Consider the following 16,940-nt stretch of genomic DNA (forward strand, 5'->3'; position numbering starts at 1 on the left):
CATGAACATGGCGCACAACCTCGTTCCAGGCCTGGCCACGCAGGTCGAGCCGCACCTCCAGCATCGCTTCCCCGAGCGCCTGGTGCCGCTCGCCGACGGCACCCGGCTGGCCATCCGCGAATGCGGCAGCGGTCCCGTGGTGGTGCTGCTGCACGGCATCGGCTCGGGCTCCGCTTCCTGGCTGCACTGCGCCCGCTGGCTGGCCGAAAGCTGCCGGGTGATCGCCTGGGACGCGCCCGGCTACGGTCGCTCGACCCCGCTGCCGCAGGCGCGGCCTCGGGCCGTCGACTACGCCGCGCGCCTGGAGCTGCTGCTACAGGTCCTGGAGGTGGAGCGCTGTGTGCTGGTCGGGCATTCCCTCGGCGCGCTGATGGCCACGGCCTATGCCGCCGGCCCCGGCGCCCGGCGGGTCGCCCAACTGCTGCTGATCAGCCCGGCGCGCGGTTACGGCGCCGCCGAGCTGGCCGACAGCGGGGCGCGCATCCGCCAACAGCGCCTGGACAACCTCGACCGCCTCGGCATCGAGGGCCTGGCCAGCGAGCGCACCGCGCGGCTGCTGGGGCCGAACCCGAGCGAGGAGGCCCTGGCCTGGGTGCGCTGGAACATGGCGCGGCTCAACCCCAGCGGCTACCGCCAGGCGGTGGAACTGCTCTGCGGCGACGACCTGCTCGGCTACGGCCCGCTGTCCATGCCCTGCGAAGTGCATTGCGGCGAGGCGGACGGCATTACCACGCCGGACGTCTGCGCACTCGTCGCCCGGCGCCTGGGCGCGCCTTTCTCCCTGATTCCCGGCGCCGGCCATGCCAGTCCCATCGAGCAGCCGGCAGTGGTCGCAGGACGCATCGACCACGCGCAACGTCAATCTCTCAAAGGATCAGCCAATGGATAAGCCAGACGATTTCAAAGACGCGCAGGACAAGTACATCGTGCCCGGTCTGGAGCGCGGCCTGCTGCTGCTCTGCGAGTTCAGCCGGAAGAACCGCACGCTGTCGGCGCCGGAGCTGGCGCGGCGCCTGAAACTGCCGCGCTCGACCATCTTCCGCCTGCTCACCACCCTGGAAACCATGGGCTTCGTGAACCGCAACGGCAACGAGTACCGGCTGGGCATGGCGGTGCTGCGCCTGGGCTTCGAGTACCTGGCCTCGCTGGAGCTGACCGAACTGGGCCAGCCGCTGCTCAACCGCCTGTGCGACGAGATCCGCTACCCCTGCAACCTGGTGGTGCGCGACGGCCGCTCGATCGTCTACGTGGCCAAGGTGTCGCCGTCCACGCCGCTGACCAGCTCGGTCAACGTCGGCACCCGCTTGCCGGCCCACGCCACCGTGCTCGGCCGCATCCTGCTGCAGGACCTGTCGCTCGGCGAACTGCGCGAGCTGTACCCGGAAGAGCACCTGGAAATCTTCTCGCCGAACACCCCGAAGACCGCGCTGGAACTCTTCGACCTGGTGCAGAGCGACCGCCAGCGCGGCTTCGTCCAGGGCGAGGGGTTCTTCGAGGCGAGCATTTCCACCGTCGCCGCGCCGGTGCGCGATCACAGCGGCAAGGTGGTCGCGGCGATGGGCGCGACCATCCCCTCGGCGCACATAGATCCGGCCCGCATCGACTTCCTGGTGCGCAACGTGCGCAACAGCGCCGACGAACTGTCGCACCTGCTCAACTACACCCCGGAAGGCCACGACAACGTGACCTCCATCTTCCGGAGCAAGCACCATGAGCATGTGTGATCTGTCCGGAACGGTGGCCGTGGTCACCGGAGGCTCCTCGGGCATCGGCCTGGCGACCGTGGAACTGCTGCTCGAGGCGGGCGCATCCGTGGCCTTCTGCGGGCGCAACGAGGAACGCCTGCACGCCGCCGAGGCCGGCCTGCGCGAGCGCTTCCCGGATGCGCGGCTGCTGGCCCGGGCCTGCGACGTGCTCGATGCCGCCCAGGTGCGCGACTTCGCCGCCGCCTGCGAACGGCAACTGGGCCGCGCCGGCATCCTGGTCAACAACGCCGGCCAGGGCCGCGTCTCCACCTTCGCCGACACCAGCATTGAGGCCTGGAGCGAGGAACTCAACCTGAAGTTCTTCTCCATCATCCACCCGGTGCGTGCCTTCCTGGCGCAACTGGAAGGCCAGGCCGACGCCGCCATCGTCTGCGTCAACTCGCTGCTGGCCAGCCAGCCGGAGCCGCACATGGTGGCCACCAGCGCGGCCCGCGCCGGGGTCAAGAACCTGGTGCGCTCGATGGCCTTCGAATTCGCGCCGAAGGGCGTCCGGGTCAACGGCATCCTCATCGGCCTGGTGGAGTCGGGGCAATGGCGCCGGCGCTTCGAGGCCCGCGAAGAGCGCGAGCTGGACTGGGCGCAATGGACCGGCCAACTCGCGCAACGCAAACAGATTCCCCTGGGGCGCCTGGGCAAGCCGGTCGAGGCCGCCCGCGCCATCTTCTTCCTCGCTTCGCCCCTGTCTGCCTACACGACGGGTAGTCACATCGATGTTTCCGGAGGTTTGTCCCGTCATGCGTAACGAAAACCAAGTCACCGTCGGCGCCGCCATCGCCGCCTTCCTCGAGCAGTGCGACGTCAAGGCCGCGTTCGGGGTGATCTCCATCCACAACATGCCGATCCTCGATGCCTTCGCGATCCGCGGCAACATCCGCTTCGTGATGGCCCGTGGCGAGGCCGGCGCGGCCAACATGGCCGACGCCTATGCGCGCACCACCGGCGGCCTCGGCGTATGCCTGACCAGCACCGGCACCGCCGCCGGCAACGCCGCCGGCGCCATGGTCGAGGCGCTGACCGCCGGCACGCCGCTGCTGCACCTCACCGGGCAGATCGAAACCCCCTACCTGGACCAGAGCCTGGCCTACATCCACGAGGCGCCGGACCAGTTGACCATGCTCAAGGCCATCTCCAAGGCGGCCTTCCGCGTGCGCAGCGTGGACACCGCCATCAGCACCATCAAGCTGGCCGTGCAGACCGCGCTGACCGCGCCCACCGGGCCGGTGAGCGTGGAAATCCCGATCGACATCCAGTCGGCGCTGATCAACATGCCGGCCGACCTGTCGCCGCTGCCGGTGCCGGTGGCCAAGCCGTCGGCGCAGGCCCTGGACGAACTGGCCGAGCGCTTCGCCAAGGCCAGGCGGCCGATGCTCTGGCTCGGCGGCGGCGCCCGCCATGCCGGCGAGCAGGTGCGGCGCCTGCTGGCCATGGGCATCGGCGTGGTCACCAGCACCCAGGGGCGCGGCATCGTTCCGGAAGACGACGAGCGCTCGCTCGGCGCCTTCAACCTGAACAAGCCTGTCGAGCAGTTCTACCAGAGCTGTGACGCCATGCTCGTCGTTGGCTCGCGCCTGCGCGGCAACGAAACCCTCAAGTACGAGCTCAAGCTCCCGCGTCCGCTTTACCGGGCAGACGCCGATGCCACGGCGGAAGGCCGCTGCTACCCCAGCGACTACTTCGTCTGTGGCGATTCCGAACTGGTCCTCAAGGGCCTGGCCGACCGCCTGGAAGGGCGCATGCAGGTCGATCCGGCGTTCGCCGCCGACCTGGCTGCCGCGCGCAACCAGGCCCGCGCGCAACTGGTCGACGGCCTCGGCCCCTACTCCTCCCTGGTGGAGCAGTTGCAGGCGCTGGCCGGCAAGGACTTCAACTGGGTGCGCGACGTCACCGTGTCCAACAGCACCTGGGGCAACCGCCACCTGCAGATCTTCAGCCCGCGCGCCGGCGTGCACGCCCTCGGCGGCGGCATCGGCCAGGGCCTGGCCATGGGCATCGGCGCGGCGGTGGGCGCGGCGGAAACCGCGCGTGGCCGCAAGACCTTCACCCTGGCCGGCGACGGCGGCTTCATCCTCAACCTGGGCGAACTGGCCACCGCCGTCCAGGAGCAGGCCGACATGGTCATCATCCTGATGAACGACCAGGGCTACGGGGTGATCAAGAACATCCAGGACGCCGCCTACGGTGGCCGCCGCTGCTACGTCGACCTGCACACCCCGGACTACGCGCAACTGTCGCAGTCTCTCGGCCTGCGCCACGCCAAGGTCAGCGACCTGAAGGACTTCAGCGCCGTGCTGGATGGCGCGCTGGGCGAGTCCGGGCCCTTCCTGCTGGAAGTGGACATGCTCTCCATCGGCAGCTTCAAGACCATCTTCGCCGGCCCGCCGGTAAACGACGCCAAACCCGTCAAGGCCACCGTCTGAGGCAGATCGCCATGTTGCATATCACCATGATCGGCAGCGGCGCCATCGGCGTCGGCGTGCTGGAACTGCTGGAAAACGACCCGCAACTCTGCGTCGACGCGGTGATCGTGCCGGAGGCCTCCCAGGAGCTGGTGCGCCAGCGCCTGGCCGGTTTCCGCAAGGCGCCGGCGGTGCTCACCGCGCTGCCGGCCGAGGCGCGCCCGGACCTGCTGGTGGAATGCGCCGGCCACCGGGCCATCGAACAGCACGTGCTGCCGGCGCTGGCGCGCGGCATCCCGTGCCTGGTGGTGTCGGTGGGCGCGCTGTCCGAACCGGGCCTGGTGGAGCGCCTGGAGGCGGCCGCCGAGCTCGGCGGGACGCGCATCGAGCTGCTGCCCGGCGCCATCGGTGGCATCGACGCGCTGTCGGCGGCCAAGGTCGGCGGCCTGGAGTCGGTGCTCTACACCGGCCGCAAGCCGGCGCGGGCCTGGCTCGGCACGCCCGGCGAGCAGGTCTGCGACCTGGAGCACCTCGGCGAGGCCACGGTGATCTTCGAGGGCAGCGCCCGCGAGGCGGCGCGGCTGTACCCGAAGAACGCCAACGTCGCCGCCACCCTGTCGCTGGCCGGCCTCGGCCTGGACCGCACCCTGGTGCGCCTGATCGCCGACCCGCACAGCCACGAGAACGTGCATCAGGTGGAAGCCAGCGGCGCCTTCGGCGGCTTCGAGCTGACCCTGCGCGGCAAGCCGCTGGCGGCCAATCCCAAGACCTCGGCGCTGACCGTGTACAGCGTGGTCCGCGCGCTGGGCAACCACGCCCACGCCATTTCGATCTAGAGGCGAGAACCGTGATAGACCTGACCCACATTCAACCCATCTGCATCGCCGGCGAGTGGCGCCTCGGCGGCGGCGACCTCTACGCCAGCCTCTACCCGGCCAGCGGCGAGGCCATCGCCCGGTTGCACGCGGCCAGCCTGGACGATGTCGAGGAAGCCATCGCCGGCGCCCAGCGCGCCTTCCTTTCCAGCGGCTGGGCGCAGCGCAAGCCCCACGAGCGCGCCGCCGTGCTCCAGCGCATCGCCGAGCTGATCCGTGCCCGCAGTGAGGAGCTGGCGCAATTGCAGCGCCTGGACAACGGCAAGCCGATCACGGAAACCCGCAACCTGGTGGCCAGTGCCGCCGCCACCTTCCAGTTCTTCGCCGCCGCCTGCGAAACCCTGGAGGAAACCATCACCCCGTCGCGCGGCGACTTCGTCAGCATGAGCGTCTACGAGCCCATGGGCGTGGTGGCCGCCATCACCCCGTGGAACTCGCCGATCGCCAGCGAGGCGCAGAAACTCGCCCCGGCCCTGGCCGCCGGCAACGCGGTGGTGGTCAAGCCGGCCGAGATCACCCCGCTGGCGGCCCTGGCCCTGGCGCGCATCTGCGAGGAAGCCGGACTGCCGCGCGGGCTGGTCAGCGTGCTGCCGGGCAAGGGCTCGCTGATCGGCGATGCGCTGACCCGGCATCCGCTGGTCAAGCGCGTGTCCTTCACCGGCGGCACCCGCACCGGCAAGCACATCGCGCGCATCGCCGCCGACAAGATGATGCCGGTGTCCATGGAGCTGGGCGGCAAGTCGCCGACCATGGTGCTGGCCGACGCCGACCTCGACCACGCGGTGGCCGGGGTGCTCTACGGCATCTTCAGCTCCAGCGGCGAATCCTGCATCGCCGGCTCGCGGCTGTTCGTCGCCCACCAGCACTACGAGGAATTCCTCGACCGCCTGGCCGCCGGCGCCAGCGCCCTGCGCGTCGGCGACCCGGCCGACGAGCGCACCCAGATGGGCCCGCTGATCAGCGCCGCGCACCGCGAATCGGTGGAGCGCTACGTGGCGATGGGCGTGGCCGAAGGCGGGCGCCTGCGCACCGGCGGCATCCGTCCCCATGGCGAGGCGTTCGAGCGCGGCTACTTCTACACGCCGACCATCATCGAAGGGCTCTCCAACGACGCCCGCCTGTGCCAGGAGGAAGTCTTCGGCCCGGTGCTGGTGGCCATGCCCTTCACGGATGAAGCCGAGCTGGTCGAGCAGGCCAACGACAGTTGCTACGCGCTCGCCGCCGGCATCTGGACCCGCGACTTCCAGCGCGCCTGGAAGCTCGGCCGCGCGGTGCAGGCCGGCACCGTGTGGATCAACACCTACAAGCAGTTCTCCATCTCCACCCCTTTCGGCGGCTGGCGTGACAGCGGCCTGGGCCGCGAGAAGGGCCGCCTGGGGATTCTCCAGTACATGGAGCAGAAGAGCCTCTACTGGGGCCTGAACCAACAGCCGCTGGCCTGGGCCGGCGGCCACTGATGAGGAAGACGCGATGAGCGTATTGGGTATCGACGAAATCACCTACGGCGTGGAAGACCTGGCGACCAGCGCGCGCTTCTTCGCCGACTGGGGCCTGAAGCAGGTCGAGGCGGCGGACGACCGGATCGTCTTCGAAAGCCTCAACGGCTGCCGGGTCATAGTCGCCGCGCTGGACAAGCCCGGCCTGCCGCCGGCCATCGAGCCCGGCTCGACCCTGCGCGAAGTGGTCTGGGGCGTGGAGAGCGCGGCGGACCTCAAGCGCTACGCCGAGCGCATCGCCGACGAGCCCGGCTTCGTCGAGGGCGACGGACGCATCGGCTGCCTTGATCCCAACGGCCTGGCGGTGCGCCTGCAGGTCACCCGCAAGCGCGACATCAAGGTCGAATGCGGGCAGTCCAACACCTGGCAGTTCAAGGGCCGGGTCAACCAGGCCAGCCCGATCTACGAACGCGCCCAGCCCATCGAAGTGGGCCACGTGGTGTTCTTCGTCAAGGACGTCAACGCCTGCGAGCGCTTCTACAGCGAACACTTCGGCTTCGTCTGCTCGGACCGCTACCCGGATCGCGGCGCCTTCCTGCGTTGCGCGGAGGAGGGCGGCCACCACGACCTGTTCCTGCTGCAACTGCCGCAGCCGCGCGCCGGCCTCAACCACGTGGCCTTCACCGTGCGCGACATCCACGAAGTGTTCGGCGGCGGCATGCACATCTCCCGCTGCGGCTGGGACACCGAGATCGGCCCGGGCCGCCACCCGGTGTCCTCGGCCTACTTCTGGTACTTCCGCAACCCGGCCGGCGCGCTGGTCGAGTACTACGCCGACGAAGACCAGTTGACCGGCGAATGGCAGGCCCGCGAGTTCGAGCCCGGCCCCACGGTGTTCGCCGAGTGGGCCATCGCCGGCGGCCTGGACGGCAACACCCGGCGGCAGAAGAACGCCGAGGCGCCGCAAGGCAAGTTCCTCACCGACAAGCCCAAGCGCTGAGGCGACCATGAGCGAGACGATGCTGCTGACCGTGCTGCTCAGGCACGACCAGTCGAAGAACCTGGAGGACATCCAGCGCCATATGAAACAGATGGACTGGTGGGAGCGCTTTCCCGGCGAAGGCGTGGAGATCGTTTCCTGGACCGTGGCCATGGGCCTCGGCCAGATCGTCACCCTGCGCCTGCCGCCGTCGCTGCTGCCGAAGATCAACGTGGAACTGGAGCGCTCCGCCTGGGGCGTGTTCCGCACCGAATGCTACCCGACCTACGACTTCGTCCCGGTTCGCGAGGCCATTCGCGAACGGGTCCGCAATGGAGGCCAATGACCATGCAAGACCGTTACCTGGAACCCCATCAGGCCCGCACCCGCGAGCCCAACTCCTTCGAAGACCTGCTCGGCGACTCCATCGAGCGCGCCTACGCCGCCGGCATCCATGACCTGCCGGGCCTGCTCGGCTATCTCAACCAGGCCGGCCCGACCTGCCCGGGCGGCCAGCCCTGGACCGAGGACGCCTACAAGACCCTGATGGCCCGCCTGGGCGAATGAATTCCCCGTAGAGGAAACCGCAATGAGCACCGTCGATCCTGTTGAGCAACTCCTGGCCAATGGCCTGAAGAACCTCTGGTATCCCATCTGCCCGTCCAGCTTCATCAGCGACAAGCCGGTATCCCTGCGCCGCCTGGGCTACAAGCTGGCGCTGTGGCGCGATACCGACGGCACCCTGCACGCGCTGGAAGACCACTGCCCGCACCGTGGCGCGCCGCTGTCGCGCGGGGTCAACCTGGGCGACCGCCTGCAGTGCCCCTACCACGGTGTCGAAGTGCGCTGCGACGGCGTCACCACCCGCGTGCCCGGCAGCCCCGGTTGCAAGCTGGAAGGCAGCCAGGCGACCCGCTACTTCCACGTCACCGAGGCCGCCGACGCGGTGTGGCTGTACAACTCCGCGAGCAACGTCGAGCAGGCGCCGCCGCTGGAGCTGCCCGAGCAACTGACCTCGGACGAGTTCTCCTACTTCCTCTGCTACACCGAGTGGCGCGGCGACTACCGCTACGTGCTGGACAACGTCATGGACCCGATGCACGGCACCTACCTGCACAAGCAGTCGCACTCCATGTCCGAGGGCGAGAGCCACGCCAGGTTCGTCACCCGCGACACCGACACCGGCTTCATCTTCGAGAAGGAAGGCCAGCGCGGCGTCAATTTCGACTGGACCGAATGGGCCGACACCGGCGTGCACTGGATGCGCCTGGAGATTCCCTATCCGAAGACCGGCGGCCCGGGCGGCAACTTCCACATCGTCGGCAGCTACACGCCCATCGCCCGCGATCTCTGCGCGGTGTTCCACTGGCGCTGCCGCCCGCTCGCCGGCTGGCAGCGCGACACCTGGCGCTTCCTGTACAAGAACCGGCTGGAGGAACGCCACTGGGCGGTGCTCGAACAGGACCGCGAGATCCTCGAATTCATGGACCCGGACGCCAACCAGCGCGAGAACCTCTACCAGCACGACCTGGGCCTGGTGCGCCTGCGCCGGCACATGAAGAACCTGGCCAAGGAGCAACTGGAGCTGATCGAGGCCAGGCAACTATGACCGCCGTGCGCCGCATCCGCGCCGCCGGCGCGCCCGACCTGCCGACGGCCACCTGGTCCAACGCCCTGCTGGTCGGCGAGGAACTGGTGATGTCCGGCATGACCGGGCACCCGGCCACACGCCAGGCCGCCGAGCGTGGCGAGCCGCTGGACGCCTACGCCCAGACCCTGGTGGTGCTGGGCAAGGTCAAGGCATTGCTGGAAGCGGCGGGCGGCCATATCGGCAACATCTACAAGCTCAACGTCTACGTCACCCGCATCGCCGACAAGGATGAAGTCGGGCGCGCGCGGCGCGATTTCTTCGCCGGGCAGGGCACCTTTCCCGCCTCGACCCTGGTCGAGGTGAGTGGCCTGGTGTTCCCCGAACTGGTGGTGGAAATCGACGCCTGGGCGCGCCTGGACATCGACCTGGCGGCCTGCAACGAAGCCTGAAGCGATGCCGGCGCGCCGGATGCGGCGGCCGGCCGGTGGTATGAAGAGGTTTACAGCATGACCCACAACAACACGGTAACGGCATTCGTCCACACCCTGCGCTTCGAGGCGGAAGGCATCATCAGCGTGGAACTGCGTCCCCATGGCGACGCTGTCTTCGCCCCCTTCACCCCGGGCGCGCACATCGACCTGCACCTGCCCAACGGCCTGGTGCGCAGCTATTCGCTGCTCAACTCGCCGGCGGATTCCGGCCGCTACCTGGTGGGCATCCTGCGCGACCGCAACAGCCGTGGCGGCTCGGCCTACGTGCACCAGAACCTGCGGGTCGGCATGCAGTTGCCGATCTCCCCGCCGCGCAACCTGTTCCAGCTCGACGAAAGCGCCGGGCACACGGTGCTGGTGGCCGGCGGCATCGGCATCACGCCGATCTTCTGCATGCTCAACCGCCTGCGCGAACTGGGCAAGTCGGTGGAGCTGCTGTACTGCGCGCGTTCGCGCAAGGAAGCGGCCTTCGTCGAGGAACTGGCCGCCAGCGACGCCAACGTCCGCCTGCACTTCGACGATGAGCAGGGCGGTCCCATCGACCTCAAGGCCTTCCTCGCCGAGCGGCCGTCCAGCGCGCACTTCTACTGCTGCGGACCGACGCCGATGATCGATGCCTTCGAGAACCACTGCGAAAGCCTCGGCCACGCCAACGTGCACATCGAGCGCTTCGCCGCCGCGCCCCAGGCGCCGGCCGCCCCGCAGGGCAGCTACGAAGTGCAACTGGCGCGCAGTGGCCAGAGCATCGAAGTGCCGAGCGGCAAGTCGCTGCTCGACGCCCTGCTGGAGTCCGGCATCGAAGTGGATTGCAGTTGCCGCGAAGGCGTCTGCGGCGCCTGCGAGACCCGCGTGCTGGAAGGCGAGCCGGAGCATCGCGACGGTGTGCTGACCAAGGCCGAGAAGGCCGCCAACAAGACCATGATGGTCTGCGTTTCCGGCTGCAAGGGCTCGCGCCTGGTGCTGGACCTCTGAACACCAGCTTTCCCGTAGGGTGCGCTGTGCGCACCGGAACGCCGGCACCGCCCATCTTTCGGTGCGCATGGCGAACCCTACGCTGATCCCCTCACCACACTCGCCGGTGCCTCACCGGCTTTTTTTCGCCTGTATCCAGCGCATCCGGAAATGACGACCAATAGTTATTGGCCCGGCCCGGATATATGAATCGTGAGCGGCTGAATCTTCCCTGGATGTTTTATGGATAAAACCTGCAAGGCGTACCGTGTGACAGGGGAGTCGTATTGCCTTTTCATATATAAAACGCCGAAGTGACCCATGAAGTATCACGGTGAGAATTTTACGCACACGCAATGTGCACTTTCGTTACCGCCGGAACTCCCTGTTTCCAGGGTGATACAAAATGCCATGATCCATATATAAACCATTGTTTTTAATGGGTTATATGGATTCACTTCCGGGTCTTCTATTGCGGCATGGTTCATGCACAAAACACTGTGCCGTATATGAAACGCCATGACTGGCACGGGGAGTGCTCCTGGCGTGGCGTGAAATGCGGAATGGACGCCCTTGTCCGGAATGGAAAGCCGTCACGGAAAGTTTGCTTGTCTGAACTTCGGTGATCGCCGAAACAAGAAGAAAGGACAGTTATAGGCCGGTGGAAAGTTGCCCGCCGAGATATCGGTGACAGGGAAGTCTTGTCCATACAACTCTGCCAAACGCTAACTTGCAGATGAGGTGATAATGAAAAAGTACGTGCTGTTCGTCGGCCTTGCGACGACTATCTGCGCCGGCTTCACGGCGGCGAACGCCTCCAGCGCGCCGGCCGCCGCGCCGAAGAAGCCCTTCCCGCACATCAGCCTGCGCAGCGACGACGGCCAGAGCACCCTGGATATCGGCGGCGCCCTGCGCATGAACTACCGTGACGAGGACTGGGAAACCACCGAGAACAACGGCCGCTTCCTCTTCGACACCTTCCGCCTGGATGTGCAGGCCACCCACGAGAACCTCTTCTCCGACGTCGGCTACTGGTTCCAGGACGACGGCAAGCGCTCCATCGACCGTGGCTTCGTCGGCTACAGGTTCAACGAAACCTCCAGCCTGCAACTGGGCGCCCCCTTCAAGCCCTTCGGCCTGGAACCCTATCCGCAGTTCGGCTGGAGCTATCACATTCCTTTCTTCCTCGGTTACGGGGTCAGCGCCGGGGCGGGGGCCAAGTACATCTACAAGGACCAGGACTGGCACATCCAGGCCGGCTATTTCCCGCGCATGCTGCCCAGCGACATCCGCTACTCGCCGGAAGTCGGCCGTTTCGCCGACCTCGACGACAACGCCATCCCGTTCATCCACGGCGCCCAGGACAACGAGAAGCGCGACCAGGTCAACCTGCGCGTGGCGCGCAACTTCGCCGGCGACGGCTGGAAGACCGAGGTGGGCGCCTCGCTGGCCGCGTCCAAGCTGTACAACGCCACCACCAGGGACGACGGCGACTACTGGGCCGGTGGCCTGCACGCGGTGATCAACAGCGGCAACTGGACGATCACCACCCAGGGCATCCGCTACGAATTCGACCCGGAAAACCCGGACGGCGTCAGCGACGACAGCATCCTCATGGGCGCCAACGGCCTGACCCCGGCCTACCTGATCGCCGCCAAGGCCAGCGTCGCCTCCTTCAACGTCGGCTACGACGTGGCCACGCCGAACATGGGCATGCTCAAGAAGCTGCGCTTCTACAACGACTACAGCCGCATGTTCAAGGACAAGAGCGGCTGGGACGACTCGCAGATGTACACCGCCGGCGTGCAGTTCATCGCCATGCCGATCATGGGCTGGCTGGACTTCACCTGGGGCAAGAACGCCAACCCCTACGGCGGCGCGGAGAGCGGCACCGGCTTCACCAGCGCCACCTCGTCGCGCAGCAACGAGTGGATTTTCCGCACCAACCTGAACATCGGTTACTACTTCTGACCCGTTCCGGCGCCGGAGCGCGCCGGGGCGGGTCGTTCATCGCAAGCAAGGAGCCGAGGAGGTTTCATGTCCGGATTGAAAATTGGTGTGGTTGGCGCCGGGATTGGCGGGCTCTGCACTGCAATTGCTCTGCATCGTGCCGGCCACCAGGTAGTGGTCTACGAGCAGGCCAAGGCGCTCATGCGGGTTGGCGCAGATATCAACTTGACCCCCAACGCAGTTCGAGCCCTGGATGGGCTGGGCGTCGGAGCGGAGATACGCGGGTTCGCCGCGCGTCCGACTCACCGTATCAGCCGCATGTGGGACACCGGCGAGGAAACCTCGCGCCTGGAGATGGCCGATACCGCCGAGCGGAAATACGGCGCCCCGCAATTGACCATCCACCGAGCCGACCTGCTGTCGGTGCTGGTGGGGGCGCTGCCGGCGGAGCAGGTGCGCTTCGCTGCCCGCACCGAGTCGGTCCGGCAACGGGGCGATGGTGTGGAGATCCTGTTCAAGGACGGTGGCGGGGAACAGGTCGACCTGCTGGTGGGGGCCGATGGCATCCATTCGGTGGTACGCCGCGCGCTGCACGGCGACGAGCACCCGCGCTTCACCGGAGTGGTGGCCTTCCGCGCCGTGGTGCCGGTCGAGCGGGTGGCCCATGTGCCCGACATCCAGGCCTTCACCAAATGGTGGGGCCCCGATCCCGCTAGCCAGATCGTCACCTTCCCGCTCAACCAGGGGCGCGACATCTTCATCTTCGCCACCACCGCCCAGGACAGTTGGCACGAGGAGTCCTGGACCGGCGCTGGCGACGTGGAGGAACTGCGCAGCCACTACACCGACTTCCACCCCGATGCCCGTGCCCTGCTGGACGCCTGCGACGAGGTGCTGAAGACCGCGCTCTACGAGCGCGACCCGCTGCCGTTCTGGTCCGAGGGCGGTATCACCCTGCTGGGCGACGCCTGCCATCCGATGATGCCCTTCATGGCCCAGGGCGCCGGCCAGGCCATCGAGGATGCGGTCGTACTGGCGCGCCACCTGGAGGGCGCCACCCGCTCGAGCATGGCGCAGGCCCTGCTGGATTACCAGGATGCGCGCCTGGCGCGCACCAGCGAGATCCAGATCGGCTCGCGCGGCAACCAATGGCTCAAGGATGGCGGCAGTGCCGACTGGCTCTATGGCTATGACGCCTGGAGCGTCTGAAGGCGACCGCCAGTGAGCGGTGCTCGCTGGCGGCCGTAGTTGCGGCAGTGGCTTCGATGACGCTCTTGAGCGTTCGCCCCTCCCTCATGGGACGCCCGGACAAGGGGAAGCCAGCGCCAGACTCAAGGAGAACAACGATGAAAAAGGAATTTACGTGGCTTGCCTGCAACCTGTGCCTGGGGTTTTCCCAGCAAGCCCTGTCGGCAAACGTCGATCCCGTCAAACTACCGCCGGTGAATCTGGGCGGTGGCTTCTTCTCGGAGGGGCTTGCGACTCCCGGGCAGCACCTCATGATTCAGAACAACAACTATCACTTCGAAAACATCAAGTATGGAAACGGCAAGGAAACCCCAGGGGAAAAGGATGGAAGCATAAACACCACCATATTCCAGTACGCCTTGAATACGCCCCATGAATTCCTCGGGGGCGAGTACGGGATGACGATCAGGGTGCCGCTGGTGCAGTCCGACATAGACATCGAAGGGCGTGGGAAGGGACGAAGATCGGGGCTGGGCGACGTCACTATCCGGCCGGTCAAGCTGACCTGGCGCGATATTCCGCTTTACTCGGGCCGGCTTACCCTGCAATCGATCCTGGCCGTAACCCTGCCCACGGGTGAGTACGACAGGGACAGCCCGGTCAACCTCGGATCGAATCACCTCTATGTGAACCCCATGTTCGCCGGCACCTATTTTGCCGGCCGCTGGAGCCACAGCTTCAACCTCGGCTATGTCTGGAGCGACCGGAACGAGCGCCCGACCCTGCCTGGAGCCAGGTCGACCCAGCCCGGCGAGGCCATCAACCTGAGCCTTTCGAGCGGCTACCTGGTGACGGAGCGCGTCCGCCTCGGGGTGGCCGGATACAGGCTGGAGCAGACGACCGGCGACCGGATCGACGGACGGCGAGTCAGTGGTTCGAAGGAACAGGTATCCGCCATCGGCCCTGCCATTTCCTATTTCGATCGTCAGGCTCGATTCGGTTTTGGCGTTGCCTGGTACGAAGAGTTCGATGCGCGCAACAAGGCGCAAGGTACCCGGGTGATAGCCAATATCCACAAGAATTTCTAAGGCATGCGGAGGTTGCGACGTGTTCAGAGCAGCTATGGTGCTGATGCTCATGCTGGGGCTTGGATTACCGCTGGCGGGATCCTCCGGAGAACTGCCGGCCCCACCTTACAAGACTCTCGACCTGAGGGCGTTGCTGGGAGACAGGAAGAGCCCTGAAACGAAAATCGTCTTCCTCGGGACCGGTACCCCGATACTCGAACGCAATACCGCAGGACAATCCATCGCCATCATCGTGCGTGGCGAGGTGTATCTGTTCGATGCGGGCCATGGGGCCTTGAACAACCTGTCGAACTATGACGATGGCAAGGTGTTCCCCCCGGCCCGTACCCCCGCTGGCTATATGGGGACGCCATACATGGACAAGCTGTTCCTGACCCATCTGGACAGCGATCATGTCCTTGATGTGCCGGAGTTCCTGCTGCGCTTCTGGATATATGGCCGCGCCAGGCCAGCCCAGGTCCACGGCCCGGAGGGGACCGCTGCGCTGGTGCAGGGGGTGCTGCAGGGCAACAGGACATGGATCGACTATCGCCTGGCGGCGCCGAGGACGAAGAACCAGGAGGGAATATCGGTTCGTATCAGCGAGTTCTCGGCGCCCGGGCTGCTGTTCGCCGACGAGAACGTGCGGGTGAGCAGCTTTCCGGTCGTGCACGGCAGTTGGGAGGCCGGCAAGACCTGGGGATACCGCGTCGAGACACCTGACCTGGTCATATCCATAACGGGCGATTACTCCTACAGGCTGACGCCAACGCTCAGGGAGAGCCTGGCCGGCAGCGACATCGTCATCAGCGAGATCATGAGCGAGGAGGGTGTCGGGAAACTTCCACGGATCTGGCGTGACTATATGCTGGATGCCCATACGACCGAGGACCAGCTCGCCGCCTTGATGGACGAAGTGAAGCCACGGCTGCTGGTCGGAACCCATGTATTGCCCCATGGCACTCCCCGCGACGCGATGGTGGCTCGCATGAACGAAAGGTACGGCGGAAATTTCATCCTGGCCGAGGACAACCTGGTGCTGCAGTAGCGGTTCCCGGCCTCTGCCCCGGCGTTGGGCGTGCTGCTCGAGGACAGCGAACTGATAGGCAAGCTGCAACAGGGCGGCCAGCCAGGAGACCGCGACTTCCAGCAGGGAACTGGCGCGCCTGGGCGGCGACCTGCAATCGATGGTCGGCTGCTTCCGTACCTGAGCAAGGCGCCAACGAAAAGCCCCGCGATCGCGGGGCTTTTCGTTCGGTTGGATACGCGGCCTTACAGGTCGAAGTCGTATTCGGCCAGTTGCTTGTTGAGGCGGCGTTCTTCCAGCAGGTTGTCGATCAACCGACGCTTGGTCAGGTTGGTCTTGGCGACCTCCACGACCGGCGCTTCAGCGGTATCTTCGGCGTCTTCGGCGGTGAAGTCGTCTTCGAGCTCGATATCGTCTTTACCACTCATGGTTCGTACTCCAGGCAGGCTACCAGGGCCATTTGCGCACCTTATATAGGCAATTCCGGAGTCGGTAAAAAAGATTTTTTCAATCAGGTTTTTAACAAAACCTAAAAGCTTTCAATCGTCGGAGGTCTTCTGTTTGTATTCGCAGAGATCCTCGATCCGACAGCTACCGCAGCGCGGTTTGCGGGCCTGGCAGACGTAGCGCCCGTGCAGGATCAGCCAGTGGTGGGCGTCCAGCAGGAATTCTTTTGGTACGAATTTCAGCAGCTTCTTCTCCACCTCCAGCACGTTCTTGCCGGGGGCGATGCCAGTGCGGTTGCTGACCCGGAAGATGTGCGTGTCCACCGCCATGGTCGGCTGGCGGAAGGCGGTGTTGAGCACCACGTTGGCGGTCTTGCGGCCGACCCCTGGCAGCGCCTCGAGATCCTCGCGGTTGTCCGGCACCTGGCCGCCGTGCTTCTCGATGAGAATGCGGCAGGTCTCGATGACGTTCTTCGCCTTGCTGTTGTACAGGCCGATGGTCTTGATGTATTCGCTCAATCCCTCGACGCCCAGCGCGTAGATGGCCTCCGGGGTGTTGGCCACCGGGTACAGCTTGGCGGTGGCCTTGTTGACGCCGACGTCGGTGGCCTGCGCGGAGAGGATCACCGAGATCAGCAACTCGAAGGGCGTTTCGTAGGCCAGTTCGGTGGTCGGTTCGGGGTTGTCCTCGTGCAGACGGCGAAAGATTTCCAGGCGTTTGGCGGCGTTCATGGGGGAGCTACGGTTCTCGACGGCGAGCTTCAGGCTAATAGGTAT

18 protein-coding genes are annotated in these 16,940 nt (G+C 66.3%); 16 read left to right on the forward strand and 2 right to left on the reverse strand.

Annotation, left to right across the window (positions count from 1 at the left end; genetic code table 11):
* Position 1: 1 nt before the first annotated feature.
* The 16 genes from PSEWESI4_RS17495 (at position 2) to PSEWESI4_RS17570 (ending at position 15,738) form a co-directional block, all read left to right on the forward strand.
* Positions 2-889 (forward strand): alpha/beta fold hydrolase, encoded by an 888-nt coding sequence (locus tag PSEWESI4_RS17495; RefSeq protein ID WP_408004319.1) that lies wholly within the window; start codon positions 2-4, stop codon positions 887-889.
* On the forward strand, positions 882-1,724 hold the full coding sequence (locus tag PSEWESI4_RS17500; RefSeq protein ID WP_187672497.1) for an IclR family transcriptional regulator: 843 nt from the start codon (positions 882-884) through the stop codon (positions 1,722-1,724). The genes PSEWESI4_RS17495 and PSEWESI4_RS17500 overlap by 8 nt, the downstream gene beginning before the upstream one ends.
* Positions 1,711-2,508: an SDR family oxidoreductase gene (locus PSEWESI4_RS17505; RefSeq protein WP_187672498.1), complete on the forward strand. Its 798-nt coding sequence runs from the start codon at positions 1,711-1,713 to the stop codon at positions 2,506-2,508. Before PSEWESI4_RS17500 ends, PSEWESI4_RS17505 begins: the two co-directional genes overlap by 14 nt.
* Positions 2,501-4,183 carry a thiamine pyrophosphate-binding protein gene (locus PSEWESI4_RS17510; RefSeq protein ID WP_187672499.1) on the forward strand — a complete coding sequence of 561 codons (1,683 nt, stop codon included), beginning with the start codon at positions 2,501-2,503 and terminating at the stop codon, positions 4,181-4,183. Before PSEWESI4_RS17505 ends, PSEWESI4_RS17510 begins: the two co-directional genes overlap by 8 nt.
* An 11-nt stretch (positions 4,184-4,194) precedes the next feature.
* Positions 4,195-4,998: an aspartate dehydrogenase gene (locus tag PSEWESI4_RS17515; protein ID WP_187672500.1), complete on the forward strand. Its 804-nt coding sequence runs from the start codon at positions 4,195-4,197 to the stop codon at positions 4,996-4,998.
* An 11-nt stretch (positions 4,999-5,009) separates the two neighbouring features.
* The gene (locus tag PSEWESI4_RS17520; protein WP_187672501.1) at positions 5,010-6,494 is read left to right on the forward strand and encodes an aldehyde dehydrogenase; all 1,485 of its coding nucleotides are present in this window, start codon (positions 5,010-5,012) and stop codon (positions 6,492-6,494) included.
* Positions 6,495-6,507: 13 nt separating this feature from the next.
* Entirely contained in the window at positions 6,508-7,473 is a 966-nt protein-coding gene (locus PSEWESI4_RS17525; protein ID WP_187672502.1) for a VOC family protein, read from the forward strand.
* Positions 7,474-7,480: 7 nt separating this feature from the next.
* Positions 7,481-7,798 (forward strand): hypothetical protein, encoded by a 318-nt coding sequence (locus tag PSEWESI4_RS17530; RefSeq protein ID WP_187672503.1) that lies wholly within the window; start codon positions 7,481-7,483, stop codon positions 7,796-7,798.
* Positions 7,799-7,800: 2 nt separating this feature from the next.
* Complete coding sequence (locus PSEWESI4_RS17535; protein ID WP_187672575.1) at positions 7,801-8,019, forward strand: recombinase-like helix-turn-helix domain-containing protein; 219 nt, start codon at positions 7,801-7,803, stop codon at positions 8,017-8,019.
* Positions 8,020-8,041: 22 nt separating this feature from the next.
* Positions 8,042-9,061: an aromatic ring-hydroxylating oxygenase subunit alpha gene (locus tag PSEWESI4_RS17540; RefSeq protein ID WP_187672504.1), complete on the forward strand. Its 1,020-nt coding sequence runs from the start codon at positions 8,042-8,044 to the stop codon at positions 9,059-9,061.
* Entirely contained in the window at positions 9,058-9,492 is a 435-nt protein-coding gene (locus PSEWESI4_RS17545; protein ID WP_187672505.1) for a RidA family protein, read from the forward strand. The genes PSEWESI4_RS17540 and PSEWESI4_RS17545 overlap by 4 nt, the downstream gene beginning before the upstream one ends.
* A gap of 57 nt (positions 9,493-9,549) precedes the next feature.
* A complete protein-coding gene (locus PSEWESI4_RS17550; protein ID WP_187672506.1) occupies positions 9,550-10,506 on the forward strand; it encodes a PDR/VanB family oxidoreductase in 957 nt (318 codons plus the stop codon).
* Between the two features lie 726 nt (positions 10,507-11,232).
* A complete protein-coding gene (locus PSEWESI4_RS17555) occupies positions 11,233-12,456 on the forward strand; it encodes a hypothetical protein (protein WP_187672507.1) in 1,224 nt (407 codons plus the stop codon).
* Between the two features lie 66 nt (positions 12,457-12,522).
* The gene (locus PSEWESI4_RS17560) at positions 12,523-13,644 is read left to right on the forward strand and encodes an FAD-dependent monooxygenase (RefSeq protein WP_187672508.1); all 1,122 of its coding nucleotides are present in this window, start codon (positions 12,523-12,525) and stop codon (positions 13,642-13,644) included.
* Positions 13,645-13,781: 137 nt separating this feature from the next.
* Entirely contained in the window at positions 13,782-14,711 is a 930-nt protein-coding gene (locus tag PSEWESI4_RS17565) for a SphA family protein (RefSeq protein WP_187672509.1), read from the forward strand.
* Between the two features lie 34 nt (positions 14,712-14,745).
* Positions 14,746-15,738 carry an MBL fold metallo-hydrolase gene (locus PSEWESI4_RS17570; protein WP_187672510.1) on the forward strand — a complete coding sequence of 331 codons (993 nt, stop codon included), beginning with the start codon at positions 14,746-14,748 and terminating at the stop codon, positions 15,736-15,738.
* 224 nt (positions 15,739-15,962) lie between these two features.
* On the opposite strand, the gene PSEWESI4_RS17575 is transcribed toward PSEWESI4_RS17570, so the two are convergent.
* Entirely contained in the window at positions 15,963-16,145 is a 183-nt protein-coding gene (locus tag PSEWESI4_RS17575; protein ID WP_187672511.1) for a PA3496 family putative envelope integrity protein, read from the reverse strand.
* A gap of 111 nt (positions 16,146-16,256) precedes the next feature.
* On the reverse strand, positions 16,257-16,895 hold the full coding sequence (nth, locus tag PSEWESI4_RS17580; RefSeq protein ID WP_187672512.1) for an endonuclease III: 639 nt from the start codon (positions 16,893-16,895) through the stop codon (positions 16,257-16,259).
* Between the last annotated feature and the right edge of the window lie 45 nt (positions 16,896-16,940).

The sequence above is a fragment of the Zestomonas carbonaria genome, from assembly GCF_904061905.1.
Classification (GTDB): Bacteria; Pseudomonadota; Gammaproteobacteria; order Pseudomonadales; family Pseudomonadaceae; genus Aquipseudomonas; species Aquipseudomonas carbonaria.